Consider the following 17,288-nt stretch of genomic DNA (forward strand, 5'->3'; position numbering starts at 1 on the left):
TCGCTGATCTGGATCATGATGGATTTGGTGATTTATTGGATGCAGGTAATTCTCTTTGCAATAATCCGGGAACTGGCTTTTCAACTAACAATACAGATTGCAATGACGCGAATTCACTGATCAATCCTTCAGTTGTTGAAAGTTGTAACACCATTGATGATAACTGCAATGGAACGGCTGATGAGGGAATAATCTTCATTACGTTATTACGCTGATGTGGATGATGATGGGTTTGGTGATTTATTGGATGCAGGTAATTCATTGTGTAATAATCCGGGAACAGGATTTTCAACGAACAATACAGATTGCAATGATGCGAATTCATTGATCAATCCTTCAGTTGTTGAAAGTTGTAACACCATTGATGATAACTGCAATGGAACGGCTGATGACGGATTGACTTTCATTAGTTATTACGCTGATGTGGATGATGATGGATTTGGTGATTTATTGGATGCAGGTAATTCATTGTGTAATAATCCGGGAACAGGATTTTCAACGAACAATACAGATTGCAATGACACGAATTCATTGATCAATCCTTCAGTTGTTGAAAGTTGTAACACCATTGATGATAACTGCAATGGAACGGCTGATGACGGATTGACTTTCATTAGTTATTACGCTGATGTGGATGATGATGGGTTTGGAAATTTATTGGATGCAGGTAATTCATTGTGTAATAATCCGGGAACAGGATTTTCAACGAACAATACAGATTGTAATGACGCGAATCCACTGATCAATCCTTCAGCCCTTGAAAGTTGTAACACCATTGATGATAACTGCAATGGCACGGCTGATGACGGATTAACTTTCATTAGTTATTACGCTGATGTGGATGATGATGGATTTGGTGATTTATTGGATACAGGTAATTCATTGTGTAATAATCCGGGAACAGGATTTTCAACGAACAATACAGATTGCAATGATGGAAATCCCCTCATCAATCCTGCAGCCAACGAAAGTTGCAATAACATTGATGATAACTGCAATGGCACCGCCGATGATGGAATTGTCTTCATAACTTACTTCGCCGATCTCGATCATGATGGATTTGGCGATTTGCTGGATGGAGGAATTTCGCTTTGCAATAATCCCGGCACCGATTATTCTACAAACAATACCGATTGCAATGATGGCAATCCACTCATCAGTCCCATTGCACTTGAAATTTGTAATATCATTGATGATAATTGCAATGGAACTGCTGATGATGGTTTACTATTCATTATTTATTATGTTGACTTAGACAATGATGGTTATGGTAATTTGCTGGATCCCGGTAACACGCTCTGTACCAATCCGGGAACCGGGTATTCCACAATCAATACAGATTGCAATGATGCGAACACTTTTGTTCATCCCTTTGTTCTTGAAAACTGTAATGGCATTGATGATGACTGCAATGGCACAGTGGATGATGCTGTTGGGAATATTACTTATTATCAGGATACCGATAACGACGGATTTGGAAATCCTGACATTCAGATTGATTCCTGCGCACAGCCCTCCGGCTTCGTCATAAGCAATACTGACTGCAATGATACGCTTAGTGCCATTTTCCCAGGCGCTGCTGAAATATGCAATGGCACTGATGACAATTGCAATGGTTCTTCAGACGAAGGACTATTCGTAGCCTACTACATCGATGCTGATCAGGATGGCTTCGGAAGTTCATTGGATGCAGGAAATTCACTTTGCACAAATCCGGGAATTGGATTCTCGACAAATAATACGGATTGCAATGATGGAAATGCTGCCATCAATCCTTCCGCAATAGAAAATTGTAACAGCATCGACGACAATTGCAACGGAGCAACAGATGACGGTTTGATTTTCACACATTATTATGCTGATCTGGATAATGATGGTTTTGGTGATGCATTTGATCCGGGAATTTCACTATGTAACAATCCGGGAATTGGCTATTCAACCAGTAATACAGATTGTAATGATGCCAATTCAATGATCAGTCCTGCTGCTGTTGAAAGCTGCAATGGCATTGACGACAACTGTAACGGAACAACGGATGACGGATTGGTCTTTGTCACTTATTACCCTGATCAGGATCAGGATGGATATGGCAACTTATTTCAACCAGGAATTACTTTGTGTAACAATCCCGGAATAGGTTATGCCGACAATAATGCAGATTGCTATGATGTTGACGCTGCCATTAATCCAGGTATAACAGAACAGTGCAATGGCATTGACGACAATTGCAATGGCAATACTGATGAAGGATTGGTCTTTGCAATTTATTACACCGATGCTGATAATGATGGATTTGGGAATTTACTGGATGCCGGTAATTCGCTTTGTAATAATCCAGGAACAGGATTTTCCTTAAACAATGCTGATTGCAATGATGGAAGTTCACTCATCAACCCTTTCGGAATTGAAGTCTGCAACAGCATTGATGACAACTGCAATGGAACGGCTGATGAAGGATTGACTTTCATCACCTATTACGCAGATGCTGACCATGATGGATTTGGAAGTTTGTTGGATGCAGGAAATTCTTTGTGTAATAATCCGGGAATTGGATTCGCTATTAATAATTCTGATTGCAATGATGGAAATGCAGCAATCAATCCTTCAGCAATTGAAACTTGTAACAGCATTGATGATAACTGCAACGGCACTGCTGATGATGGCTTGAACTTCATCACTTATTACGCTGATGCTGACAATGATGGATTTGGAAGTTTACTGGATGCAGGAAATTCTTTGTGTAATAATCCGGGAATTGGATTCGCCATTAATAATTCTGATTGCAATGATGGAAATGCTGCAATCAATCCTTCAGCAATAGAAATTTGTAACAGTATTGATGATAATTGCAATGGAACGGCTGATGATGGATTGACCTTTATCACTTATTATGCGGATACGGATAATGATGGATTCGGAAATTTGCTGGATGCTGGAAATTCACTTTGTGTAAATCCAGGGACAGGATTTACGACTACCAACACTGATTGTAACGATGTAAATGCTGCTATCAATCCTTCAGCGATTGAAATCTGCAACAGCATTGACGATAATTGCAATGGAACGACTGATGATGGTTTGAGCTTCATTACCTACTATACAGATGCTGATAATGATGAATTCGGAAATTTACTTGACGCGGGCAATTCGTTATGCAACAATCCTGGGACAGGCTTTTCAACCACCAACACAGATTGCAATGACGCGAATCCTCTAATCAATCCTGCTGCCATTGAAAGTTGTAACACCATTGATGATAACTGCAATGGATCGGTTGATGATGGAATCATCTTCATTACCTATTTCGCAGATTTGGATCATGACGAATTTGGTGATTTATCAGATACCGGGAATTCATTGTGTAATAATCCGGGAATTGGATTTTCAATCAACAACACAGACTGTAATGATGGTAATCCGCTCATCAATCCTATCGCTATCGAAAGCTGTAACGGCATTGATGATAACTGTAACGGAAGTACAGATGATGGAGTTACTTTTGTTACTTATTATCCTGATATGGATATGGATGGATATGGAAATTTATTTCAGCCAGGAATTAATTTGTGTAACAATCCAGGAACTGGTTATGCCACTAACAATACGGACTGTTACGATATTGACGCTGGCATTAATCCCGGTATAACAGAATCCTGCAATGGCATTGACGACAATTGCAATGGCAATACTGATGAAGGATTGGCCTTCACAACTTATTACGCTGACCTGGATCATGACAACTTCGGCGATTTAATGGCTGTTGGAAATTCGCTCTGTAACAATCCGGGAACAGGATTTTCCACGAATCATACAGATTGCAATGACGGGAATCCGCTGATCAATCCTGCTGCTATTGAAAATTGTAACACCATTGATGATAACTGCAATGGCACGGCTGATGACGGATTGACTTTCAACACTTATTACGCTGATGCTGACAATGATGGATTTGGTGATTTATTGGATGCAGGTAATTCATTGTGTAATAATCCCGGAACAGGATTTTCAACAAACAATACAGATTGCAATGATGCAAATCCATTGATCAATCCTTCAGCTATAGAAATTTGTAACAGCCTTGATGATAATTGTAACGGAACCACTGATGATGGAATCATCTTCATTACCTACTTCGCCGATCTCGATCATGACGGATTTGGTGATTTGCTCGATTCGGGAAATTCACTTTGCAATAATCCGGGAACCGACTATGTTACGAATAATACAGATTGCAATGATGGAAATCCCCTCATCAATCCTGCAGCCAACGAAAGTTGCAATAGCATAGACGATAACTGTAATGGAACGGCTGATGATGGATTGCTCTTTACAGATTATTTCATAGATCTGGATCACGATGGTTATGGTGAGCTGCTCACTGCTGGAAATTCGCTTTGTAATAATCCGGGCATTGGATTTTCCACCAACAATACGGATTGCAATGATGGAAATCCTGCCATCAATCCCGGAGCTGTTGAAAGTTGTAATGGTATTGATGATAACTGCAACGGCCCAGCCGATGACGGGGTTATACTTACTACCTATTATGCAGATGGAGACAACGATGGATTCGGAAATCCTGACATACAGATTGATTCCTGTGCACAGCCTTCAGGGTTTGTAATCAGCAACACGGATTGCGATGACAATCTAAGTGCTGTTTTTCCAGGCGCTGCTGAAGTATGCAATGGCACTGATGACAACTGTAATGGTGCGGCAGATGAAGGTTTATTCATTTCATATTATATCGATGCTGACAATGATGGATTCGGCAATTCCGGCAGTACAGAAAATTCGTTGTGCAATGATCCTGGTACAGGATATTCAACCAACAACACCGATTGCAACGATGGAAATGCTGCCGTCAATCCTTCAGCTTTCGAAACTTGTAATAACATCGACGACAATTGCGATGGAACAGATGATGATGGATTGATCTTTATCACCTATTACGCAGATGCTGACAATGATGGATTTGGAAGTTTGTTGGATGCAGGAAATTCACTTTGCACAAATCCGGGAATTGGATTCTCGACAAATAATACGGATTGCAATGATGGAAATGCTGCCATCAATCCTTCCGCAATAGAAAATTGTAACAGCATCGACGACAATTGCAACGGAGCAACAGATGACGGTTTGATTTTTACACATTATTATGCTGATCTGGATAATGATGGTTTTGGTGATGCATTTGATCCGGGAATTTCACTATGTAACAATCCGGGAATTGGTTTTGCAACCAGTAATACAGATTGTAATGATGCCAATTCAATGATCAGTCCTGCTGCTGTTGAAAGCTGCAATGGCATTGACGACAACTGTAACGGAACAACGGATGACGGATTGGTCTTTGTCACTTATTACCCTGATCAGGATCAGGATGGATATGGCAACTTATTTCAACCAGGAATTACTTTGTGTAACAATCCCGGAATAGGTTATGCCGACAATAATGCAGATTGCTATGATGTTGACGCTGCCATTAATCCAGGTATAACAGAACAGTGCAATGGCATTGACGACAATTGCAATGGCAATACTGATGAAGGATTGGTCTTTGCAATTTATTACACCGATGCTGATAATGATGGATTTGGGAATTTACTGGATGCCGGTAATTCGCTTTGTAATAATCCAGGAACAGGATTTTCCTTAAACAATGCTGATTGCAATGATGGAAGTTCACTCATCAACCCTTTCGGAATTGAAGTCTGCAACAGCATTGATGACAACTGCAATGGAACGGCTGATGAAGGATTGACTTTCATCACCTATTACGCAGATGCTGACCATGATGGATTCGGAAATTTGCTGGATGTCGGAAATTCTTTGTGTAATAATCCGGGAATTGAATTCGCTATTAATAATTCTGATTGCAATGATGGAAATGCAGCAATCAATCCTTCAGCAATTGAAATTTGCAACACCATTGATGATAACTGCAATGGAACGGCTGATGATGGATTGACCTTCATCACTTATTACGCAGATGCTGATAATGATGGATTTGGAAGTTTGCTGGATGCAGGAAATTCTTTGTGTAATAATCCGGGAGCAGGATTTTCCTTAAACAATACCGATTGTAACGATGGGAATGGAATCATCAATCCTTCAGCAATAGAAATTTGTAACAGCATTGATGATAATTGCAACGGAACGGCTGATGATGGATTGACCTTTATCACTTATTATGCGGATACGGATAATGACGGATTCGGAAATTTGCTGGATGCTGGAAATTCACTTTGTGTAAATCCTGGGACAGGATTTACGACTACCAACACTGATTGTAACGATGTAAATGCTGCTATCAATCCTTCAGCGATAGAAAGCTGCAATAGTATCGACGACAACTGCAATGGAACTGCTGACGACGGATTGATCTTTACAAATTATTATCCCGATCTGGACAATGACAATTTTGGTGACGCAGGTGATCCCGGAATTGCACTATGTAATAATCCCGGAATTGGCTATTCAACAAGTAATACGGATTGCAATGATGCAAATTCACTAATCAGTCCTTCTGCAATTGAAAGTTGCAATAGCATAGATGACAACTGCAACGGAACGACGGATGATGGATTGATCTTCACTAATTATTATCCTGATCTTGACAATGACAGTTATGGTGATGTAACTAATCCCGGAATTTCACTATGTAATAATCCTGGAATTGGCTTTTCAGTTAGTAATAGTGATTGTAATGACAGCAATTCACTTATCAATCCTAACGCTATTGAAAGTTGCAATGGCATTGATGACAACTGCAATGGATCAACCGATGACGGATTGAACTTTGTCACTTATTACATTGATCAGGATCAGGATGGATATGGAAACTTATTTCTGGCAGGAAATGATTTGTGCAACAATCCGGGAACCGGTTATGCCACTAACAATGAAGACTGCTATGATGTTGACGCTGAAATTAATCCCGGCATTACCGAATCGTGCAATGGCATTGACGATAATTGCAACGGCAATGCTGATGAAGGATTGATCTTTATCACCTATTACACGGATGCTGACAATGATGGATTTGGAAATTTGCTGGATGCCGGTAATTCTTTGTGTAATAATCCCGGAACAGGTTATACAACCACCAACACTGATTGTAACGACGGGAATGCTGCAATCAATCCTTCAGCAGCAGAAAGCTGCAATAACATTGACGACAACTGCAACGGAACGGCTGATGATGGCTTAACCTTCATCACTTATTACGCAGATGCTGACAATGATGGATTTGGAAATTTACTGGGTGCCGGTAATTCTTTGTGTATTAATCCAGGAACAGGATTTTCAACGAACAATACAGATTGTAATGATGGAAATTCACTTATCAATCCTTCGGCTATTGAAATTTGTAACGGCATTGATGACAATTGCAACATAGCAATTGATGATGGATTAACATTTATCACTTACTACGCTGATTTTGACAATGATGGTTATGGAGATTTGTTTGGAACGGGAAATTCATTGTGCAGTACTCCAGGGCCGGGATTTTCAATTAACAATTCCGATTGCAACGATCAGAATCCGTTCATCAATCCTACTATTGCGGAAACCTGTAATGGCTTCGACGACAACTGTAATGGTTCTGCTGACGATGGTTTGACCTTCATTACCTACTATACCGATCTTGACATGGATGGGTTTGGTGATTTATTCGACACCGGAAATTCTCTTTGTTCAAATCCAGGCATTGGATTTTCAAGCAACAATACTGATTGCAACGATGGAAATGCACTTATCAATCCATTAGCAATTGAAAGCTGCAACAATATCGATGATAATTGCAACGGAACGGCTGATGATGGATTGACTTTCATCACCTATTACGCAGATGCTGACAATGATGGATTTGGTGATTTAACCGATGTTGGAAATTCTCTTTGCGAAAATCCTGGCTTTGGATTTTCAAGCAACAATAGTGATTGCAACGATGGAAATGCACTTATCAATCCGTTAGCAATTGAAAGCTGCAACAATGTCGATGATAATTGCAACGGAACGGCTGATGATGGATTGACTTTCATCACTTATTACGCAGATGCTGACAATGATGGATTTGGAAGTTTGTTGGATGCAGGAAATTCTTTGTGTAATAATCCGGGAATTGGATTCGCCATTAATAATTCTGATTGCAATGATGGAAATGCTGCAATCAATCCTTTAGCAATAGAAATTTGTAACAGCATTGATGATAACTGCAATGGAACAGCTGATGATGGATTGACCTTCATCACCTATTACGCTGATGCTGACAATGATGGATTTGGTGATTTAACCGATGTTGGAAATTCTCTTTGCGAAAATCCTGGCTTTGGATTTTCAAGCAACAATACTGATTGCAATGATGGAAATGCTGCAATCAATCCTTTAGCAATTGAAACTTGTAACAACATTGATGATAACTGCAATGGAACGTCTGATGATGGATTGACCTTCATCACTTATTACGCAGATGCTGACAATGATGGATTTGGAAGTTTGCTGGATGCAGGAAATTCTTTGTGTAATAATCCGGGAATTGGATTCGCCATTAATAATTCTGATTGCAATGATGGAAATGCTGCAATCAATCCTTCAGCAATAGAAATTTGTAACAACATTGATGATAACTGCAACGGAACGGCTGATGATGGATTGACCTTCATCACCTATTATACTGATGCTGACAATGATGGATTTGGAAGTTTGTTGGATGCAGGAAATTCTTTGTGTAATAATCCGGGAATTGGATTCGCCATTAATAATACTGATTGCAATGATGGAAATGCTGCAATCAATCCTTCAGCAATAGAAAGCTGCAACAACATTGATGATAACTGCAACGGAACGGCTGATGATGGATTGACTTTCATCACCTATTATGCTGATGCTGACAATGATGGATTTGGAAGTTTGTTGGATGCAGGAAATTCTTTGTGTAATAATCCGGGAATTGGATTCGCCATTAATAATACTGATTGCAATGATGGAAATGCGGCAATCAATCCTTCAGCAATAGAAACTTGTAACAGCATTGATGATAACTGCAATGGAACATCTGATGATGGCCTGACCTTCATCACCTATTATACTGATGCTGACAATGATGGATTTGGAAGTTTGCTGGATGCAGGAAATTCTTTGTGTAATAATCCTGGAATTGGATTCGCCATTAATAATACTGATTGCAATGATGGAAATGCTGCAATCAATCCTTCAGCAATAGAAAGCTGTAACAACATTGATGATAACTGCAATGGAACGGCTGATGATGGATTGACCTTCATCACCTATTACGCAGATGCTGACAATGATGGATTTGGAAGTTTGCTGGATGCAGGAAATTCTTTGTGTAATAATCCCGGAATTGGATTCGCCATTAATAATTCTGATTGCAATGATGGAAATGCCGCAATCAATCCTTCAGCAATAGAAATTTGTAACAACATTGATGATAACTGCAATGGAACGGCTGATGATGGATTGACCTTCATCACTTATTACGCAGATGCTGACAATGATGGATTTGGAAGTTTGCTGGATGCAGGAAATTCTTTGTGTAATAATCCGGGAATTGGATTCGCCATTAATAATTCTGATTGCAATGATGGAAATGCTGCAATCAATCCTTCAGCAATAGAAAGCTGTAACAACATTGATGATAACTGCAATGGAACAGCAGATGATGGATTAACCTTTGTAACTTATTACGCTGATGCTGACAATGATGGATTTGGAAGTTTGTTGGATCCAGGAAATTCTTTGTGTAATAATCCGGGAACAGGATTTTCAACGAACAATACAGATTGTAATGATGGAAATGCAGCAATCAATCCTTTAGCAATTGAAACTTGTAACACCATTGATGATAACTGCAATGGAACGGCTGATGATGGATTGACCTTCATCACCTATTATGCTGATGCTGACAATGATGGATTTGGAAGTTTGTTGGATGCAGGAAATTCACTGTGTAACAATCCCGGAATTGGATTCGCCATTAATAATACTGATTGCAATGACGGAAATGCTGCAATCAATCCTTTAGCAATAGAAATTTGTAACAGCATTGATGATGACTGCAATGGAACGGCTGATGATGGCCTGACCTTCATCACTTATTACGCAGATGCTGACAATGATGGATTTGGAAGTTTGTTGGATGCAGGAAATTCTTTGTGTAATAATCCGGGAATTGGATTCGCCATTAATAATACTGATTGCAATGATGGAAATGCTGCAATCAATCCTTCAGCAATAGAAAATTGTAATAGCATTGATGATAACTGCAATGGAACAGCAGATGATGGATTGACCTTCATCACTTATTACGCAGATGCTGACAATGATGGATTTGGAAGTTTGTTGGATGCAGGAAATTCTTTTTGCAAAAATCCGGGAATTGGATTCGCCAGCTAATAATACTGATTGCAATGATGGAAATGCCGCAATCAATCCTTCAGCAATAGAAAATTGTAATAGCATTGATGATAACTGCAATGGAACAGCAGATGATGGATTAACCTTTGTAACTTATTACGCAGATGCTGACAATGATGGATTTGGAAGTTTGCTGGATGCAGGAAATTCTTTGTGTAATAATCCGGGAATTGGATTCGCCATTAATAATACGGATTGCAATGATGGGAATTCCTTAATCAACCCAAATGCTGTTGAAACTTGTAATGCTATCGACGATAACTGTAACATCACTATTGATGATGGTTTACTGTTCCTCACCTATTATGCTGATCTCGACAATGATAACTATGGAGACTTATTCGGTGTTGGAAATACTTTATGTGCCAATCCGGGAACAGGATTCGTTCCAAATAACACCGACTGCAATGATGGAAATATATCGATCAATCCGGCTGCTCCCGAAACCTGCAATGGAATTGACGACAACTGCAACGGAACGGCTGATGATGGATTGAATTTCATTACTTATTATTCTGATGATGACAATGACGGATTTGGTGATTTAACCGATGTTGGAAATTCACTTTGTTCAAATCCAGGCATTGGATTTTCTATCAATCACCTTGATTGCAACGATGGAAATGCACTTATCAATCCGTTAGCAATTGAAAGCTGCAATGGTATCGACGACAACTGCAACGGAACGGCTGATGATGGATTGATCTTCATCACTTATTACGCAGATGCTGACAATGACGGATTTGGTGATTTAACCGATGTTGGAAATTCACTTTGTTCAAATCCAGGCATTGGATTTTCTATCAATCACCTTGATTGCAACGATGGAAATGCACTTATCAATCCGTTAGCAATTGAAAGCTGCAACGGTATCGATGACAACTGTAATGGTACTGCTGATGATGGATTGGTCTTCACGACCTATTATGCTGATGATGACAATGATGGTTTTGGAGATTTGTTAGATGCCGGAAATTCTCTTTGCAATAATCCGGGAGCAGGTTTTACACTAAACCACTCCGACTGTAACGATGGAAATGCGGCAATTAATCCTACTGCTTCCGAAATCTGTAATACGCAGGATGACAATTGCAATGGAAGTATAGATGAAGGGTTAACTTTCATTACGTATTACGTAGATCTTGATCATGACAACTATGGCAAAATATCTGACCCCGGAAATTCATTGTGCCAAAATCCGGGCATTGGCTTTTCCACTAATCATACTGATTGCAATGATGGAAACGCATTGATCAATCCAGGTGCGATAGAAAGTTGCAATGGGATTGATGACAACTGCAATGGATCGTCCGACGAGGGACTGATTTTCATTAATTACTATCCGGATATTGATAATGATAGTTATGGCAATGTGCTAAGCGCCGGCATTTCATTGTGCAATAATCCGGGAATCGGATATTCTGTCAACAATGAGGATTGCAATGATGCAAATTCATTAATCAATCCTGCAGTCCTTGAAATATGTAACGGTGTTGATGACAATTGTAACGATACGATTGATGACGGGTTTGTGCTGACTGCATTCTACCAGGATAATGATAATGACAATTACGGTAATTCATTGATTGCTCTCAATGCATGTGCGGCACCCACAGGCTATGTTGCGGACAGTACAGATTGCAATGATAACAGTGCGGCTATTAATCCCGGCGCACCCGAAATTCTTCCGAATGGAATTGATGATGATTGTGACGGATACATTGATGAAATCAGCGTAGGAATTATTTCTCCTCAAAGTTCCTTAGTGCAGCTCACCGCTTTTCCAAATCCGACGGACGGACTTTTCACTGCTTACCTCCAATTGAATACTGAAATGGACCTGGATGCCTACCTGGAACTGAGAAACCTGATCGGACAAGTTATATTCAAGAGACCTGCGCAACTTCTAAAAGGAAAATTATCAGAAGAAATTCAACTTGATAAAATTGATCCCGCAGGAATATATCTGTTGAACGTCATCATTGAGGATCATTTATACTCTACACAAATAATTTATCAGAAATGATTTGTAAACCTTGCAGGCATTGCATGTTTTTTCTATGTAGAACTATCATTGTTGTCCGCAAAAAAAATTGTAGTTACAAAATTATGTCGCCCATACAAGGCTTTGCAAAAAATCACAAAGCCCCGTGGGGTTCAAAGAATTGGCAGAAGGAGTGCCCTTTTTTGGGGGGGCCCGGGGGGGGCGCTAACAACATGCGGGCATTCATGACGCCTTTCTTGTCTTTGCCCGTTTCCCGACTAAACTCAAAATCACTTCTTTGAATAACTTAGGAGGAAATTATTGTTTTACCAACTTACCTTGCATCACTTCTCCATTCATCTTCAGGCGATAGAAATAAACACCTTCAGTCAAAGCTGTTGTATGCAATTGAATGGATTGCCGGGCTGTAAACATCCTATGATCAACACTCCTGCCAATTAAATCCGTCAATAAAAAATCAATACCTGTTGTTGGAGTGTGCGAAAAAGTGAACTGCAGCTCATCACTGAATGGATTCGGAAATATTACCACTTCAGTCTGTGTTGATGCAAGTTGATTTGTACCGGTAACCTCAAACTCAAGCTTCGCAATAATTGGAATGTGATCTGATGCCTGGTGCAAAGCGTTCGCTATTTCCATAGTCACTGCGGAATTCGGTGGTCTGTTGATTGAATCATTGTAATGATTGCCATCATTTCCGTAAGGAATGGTGCTGCCTGAAATATAAGTAATGCCGCCAGCCTGCATCAAAGCATTGCTGAAAAGTATCATGTCAAACCGATCATCCATACCACCCGTTACACCACCACCAAAGCTTCGCACGCGTGGTGATTGTGTATGATATTTCGCATTCGCGGAAGCATTGAACGTTCCGGTGATTGGGACAGGATCATTAAAATTTCCATCATCAGTAATGTTATTTTGCAAAAGCTTTTGATAAGGAGATTCATTGGTAGAGTAAATATTGAAATCACCGCACACTATAAAATTGGAACCAACAGGCAATGCATTCGTATGCTTCCGGAGAGAATCCACTTCCAATGCACGTTGCGCTTCTTCACTGCTTCCTGAACTGGCTTTCAGGTGCACGGCATATAACCTGAGCGTATCACCACTTGCTTTATAAATTACTGTAAACTCATTAATGTCGCGGAGGTCAGTCTTTATCGCTTTGTTGCTGACAAACGTAAATTTCTCGTTCCTGTAGATCAACGCTTTGTTGGTATCAAAGCCTGTTATGAATGTTCCCAGGGAATAAATATCAGCAGAATCATTCATCACGTTCGCGACAAAACCCTGGATCGCCGAGTAAACAACCACTTCTTCGCAAATCAAAAGATCAGGTTTTACTTCCTTCATAATCTTTCTGAAATACGGGTTGCGTGTTGCTGAATCTGCTTGCAAACCTTCGTAGTTTAAAAGGTTATAGGCCATTAAGGTTACCGTTTCCTGGGCAACTGAAAACAAAGGCAAGAAAAAGAGAAGCAACAGTAATCTGAGAGAGAGAGTCTTCATGTCTGAAAAGTACTGTTTTATTCCTGAAAGACTATATAGCTATATTCCGAATAGGAGGTTTTGCTTCCATCGATTTATTGTGGAACTTTGGCAATGGTCAATAGTCATTAGTCATTGGACATTACGAATCGTTGTGTCTTTCGCTTAAGTCTTCCATCAGTCATTACTTCATCGGAACATTGGCACATTAAAAACATCGGCACATCAAAAAATGAATCCATCCTCCCCTCCTGAAAATCCCGCAACAACCATAACCGCTTCCTCTGATTCACCACCTGCCTTTTCCTGGGATGACTGGTATGCATCCGTTGGTGGCCGTACTATTAACATCGAGGAAGTAAATGATTATCTGAATAAAATTTATGAAGATCAATACAAGCGATTTGAAAGTGAAGTGGCTTCAGTTAAAACCGAATTTAAAAGTGCTGCAGAAGCTGCAACGCTGATCAAAGAAAAGGCAGTTTCTTTCGGTGCAGACATCGTTGGCATTTGCGAAATTGAGCCGTCTGATATTTACAAAGGAAAAACAGTAACGGAGAAATATGCAATTGCTGTCGGGCAGCGAATGTTGTGGCGGGCTTTCCAGGTGGTACCTTCCAAAGAAGCGGCGATAGAATGTTTGCGGATCTATTATACGTTGGGAGAAACTGTTATTCAATTGGCGAATTTCATTCGTTCATTGGGTTACACGTGCAAAGTGGAACATCCGATCGGCGACAGCGATGTGCTTCATGTCCCGATAGGATTGAAAGCAGGATTCGGTGAATTAGGAAGACATGGTTCTATCATCAATCCGAAGTTGGGTCCGTTGTTCAGAATGGGAAGCGTGATCACTTCTATTCCGATGGAGATTGATCATCCTATAGATGCAGGCATTGCAAAATTCTGCGATAACTGCCGCGCCTGTAGAATTTATTGTCCGGCCAAAGCGATTCCAGATGAACGCAATGAAGCAGCCGGCAAAGATCATCTTGGAAATTACCGTTACCAGGTGGACACAGCGAAATGCTTTCCTTACTTCGCTACACACTATTATTGTTCTGCCTGTTTACCCGTTTGCGTTTATAACCATAAAGAATGGGCGAAGGACTTTGAAGGATTTGAGACAAAATTGTTTCCGAAAGTAATTATGAAAGATCCGCCTCCGCCGGCAGACGATATTCCTGTTGAGAAGCGGCATGAATATCCACGAGTAAAACGTGAATTAAAATAACAAATTGAAAGGTATAGCTGCTAAACTCGTACAACAGCAATACTCAAATCATTTTTCCATTTTTACCACATACACATTGTCGTTATATAGATACTGAATCCAAAATTTATGATGAGTAAGTTCCAGCACCCTCCAACATTCCACGCCGGATGAATCAATCATGCCAGGCAAATATCCTTCTGTATAAAGTGTATCAAAGAATGGTGCACAACACATGGTATCAGGGCTTTCATAAGGAAAACTAATATAAACAAAATATAGCCTATCATTAGAACTGCTTCTCGCAGTCAAGCTTCCATTACTTCCATTATAAGTTTGAGCCCAGTAATAATCATATGAAGCATCATACTTTTCAATTCCGTGAAGAGAAGAATCACCCTTTAGCTCCTCCCCATTGAAGGTGACAGATTCAATATTCCATGTTCCAATTATCAAATTTTGAGGATGCTTTTTGCAAGAAGCATTGAAAAGAAAAACAGCGGCGAGAATGACGATTTGCTTAATCATTATCAAATGTCTTTAGAATAGCGGAATATGTTGAAGTGGAAATATACTGCTTCTGTTCTGAGTAAATGTCAATTTCAAAGGGCATAATACATTTCTCATTGATACCTTCTAAACATGCAAGGCATTATTGCACTCGTGTAAAAATTCGTAATTCATAAGTTAGGCGAAAAGAATCAATTCAGATTTTAGTTCTACGACGGATACTTATAATGAAGAGGCTTCACTTTCTTCAACGCCTCCTCCGGTTCCGGAACCCAATGATGCAAACCACCTGCTAAATCATCATTAAAGGTTTTTGGAATAGACCCTGCAAGCGTTCTTTCTTTCCAGGTCAGGTTTTCCTTACCACTATCTCTCCGTTCCATCGTAATACATTCTTCAACCGGACAAACCAATGAACACAAATTACATCCCACACAATTTTCTTCAATGATATGCGGCTTGCGGTTCAACATATCTCCGGATAAGCCAATCGCCTGGTGCGCGCCATCTTCACAGGCAGTATAACACAACTGGCAACCGATACATTTATCTTCGTTGATGCTGGCAACCACTTTGTATTTCAGATTCAAATCTTCCCAGTGTTTTACGTTACCCAAGGCTTTCCCTCTGAAATCATCCAATGTTTTAAATCCCTTATCATCCATGTAGCTTTCCAGACCTGCAATCATCTCGCGGATAATTCCAAAACCATAATGCATTGCAGCGGTGCAAACCTGAACAGAAGTAGCACCGAGTAAAATAAATTCAACCGCATCGCGCCAGTTTTCAATACCTCCAATTCCACTGATGGGAATATTTACCTGCGGATGCTGCGCGCAATTTTTCAGCATGTTCATGGCAATGGGCTTCACCGCAGGACCGCAATAACCGCCATTGGTGCTTTTACCATCTACCAAAGGATAAGGAACAAAATTATCAATGTCGACACCCACAATACTTTGAATGGTATTGATGAGTGAAATCGCATCGCCACCTCCTTCAACAGCAGCTACTGCAGGGCGTGTGATGTCGGAAATATTCGGTGTAAGTTTTACGATTACCGGAATTGTTGCGACTTCCTTCACCCAGCTCACAATAGTTTTTAAAACTTTTGGCTCCTGTCCTACTGCGCTTCCCATTCCGCGTTCACACATTCCATGCGGACAGCCGAAATTCAATTCAACGCCATCAGCACCTGCATTTGTAACGTCACGCATAAGCTGATGCCATTCCTCTTTCGTTTCCACCATCAGCGATGCAATCACAGCATGATCAGGAAAACGCTTTTTCACTTCTTCAATTTCCCGAAGATTATCTCTCAGCGGCCGGTCCGTAATCAATTCAATGTTACTGAATCCCATCATGCGCGTATCACGATAGTTGAGCGCGCCATAACGGGAGGAAACATTCACTACAGGAACTCCCAATGTCTTCCATACCGCTCCTCCCCATCCCGCATCAAATGCCTTCATGATCTGGTAACCACTGTTGGTAGGTGGAGCAGATGCCAGCCAGAATGGATTGGGAGATTTTATGCCTGCAAGATTGGTGTGAAGATTTGCCATGCTGATTTTTTTTTCTTCTGTGCAACTATAATGTTTCTTTCTTCTTTTCTCAAACTAA

7 protein-coding genes are annotated in these 17,288 nt (G+C 40.2%); 4 read left to right on the plus strand and 3 right to left on the minus strand.

Annotated features, from left to right (window positions below):
- Positions 1-35 precede the first annotated feature (35 nt).
- The 3 genes from IPO83_17705 to IPO83_17715 are packed head-to-tail and all read left to right on the plus strand — an operon-like array spanning position 36 to position 12,469.
- Positions 36-215: a putative metal-binding motif-containing protein gene (locus IPO83_17705; protein ID MBK9733091.1), complete on the plus strand. Its 180-nt coding sequence runs from the start codon at positions 36-38 to the stop codon at positions 213-215.
- A gap of 1 nt (position 216) precedes the next feature.
- Complete coding sequence (locus IPO83_17710; GenBank protein MBK9733092.1) at positions 217-10,422, plus strand: putative metal-binding motif-containing protein; 10,206 nt, start codon at positions 217-219, stop codon at positions 10,420-10,422.
- On the plus strand, positions 10,406-12,469 hold the full coding sequence (locus tag IPO83_17715) for a T9SS type A sorting domain-containing protein (protein MBK9733093.1): 2,064 nt from the start codon (positions 10,406-10,408) through the stop codon (positions 12,467-12,469). Before IPO83_17710 ends, IPO83_17715 begins: the two co-directional genes overlap by 17 nt.
- A gap of 276 nt (positions 12,470-12,745) precedes the next feature.
- Here IPO83_17715 and IPO83_17720 read toward each other — a convergent pair whose 3' ends face one another.
- Positions 12,746-13,963 (minus strand): T9SS type A sorting domain-containing protein, encoded by a 1,218-nt coding sequence (locus IPO83_17720; GenBank protein MBK9733094.1) that lies wholly within the window; start codon positions 13,961-13,963, stop codon positions 12,746-12,748.
- Positions 13,964-14,174: 211 nt separating this feature from the next.
- On the opposite strand from IPO83_17720, the gene IPO83_17725 reads away from it, so the two are divergent.
- Positions 14,175-15,176 carry a hypothetical protein gene (locus IPO83_17725; protein MBK9733095.1) on the plus strand — a complete coding sequence of 334 codons (1,002 nt, stop codon included), beginning with the start codon at positions 14,175-14,177 and terminating at the stop codon, positions 15,174-15,176.
- A 48-nt stretch (positions 15,177-15,224) separates the two neighbouring features.
- Here the strand turns inward: IPO83_17725 and IPO83_17730 are convergent, their stop codons facing one another.
- Together IPO83_17730 and preA are read right to left on the minus strand one after the other, a co-directional pair.
- Positions 15,225-15,683, minus strand: a complete 459-nt coding sequence (locus tag IPO83_17730; GenBank protein MBK9733096.1) for a hypothetical protein — start codon at positions 15,681-15,683, stop codon at positions 15,225-15,227.
- A 191-nt stretch (positions 15,684-15,874) separates the two neighbouring features.
- Positions 15,875-17,230, minus strand: a complete 1,356-nt coding sequence (preA, locus tag IPO83_17735) for an NAD-dependent dihydropyrimidine dehydrogenase subunit PreA (protein MBK9733097.1) — start codon at positions 17,228-17,230, stop codon at positions 15,875-15,877.
- Between the last annotated feature and the right edge of the window lie 58 nt (positions 17,231-17,288).

It is taken from the genome of Chitinophagaceae bacterium (genome assembly GCA_016717285.1).
In the GTDB taxonomy this organism is placed as follows: domain Bacteria; phylum Bacteroidota; class Bacteroidia; order Chitinophagales; family UBA10324; genus JACCZZ01.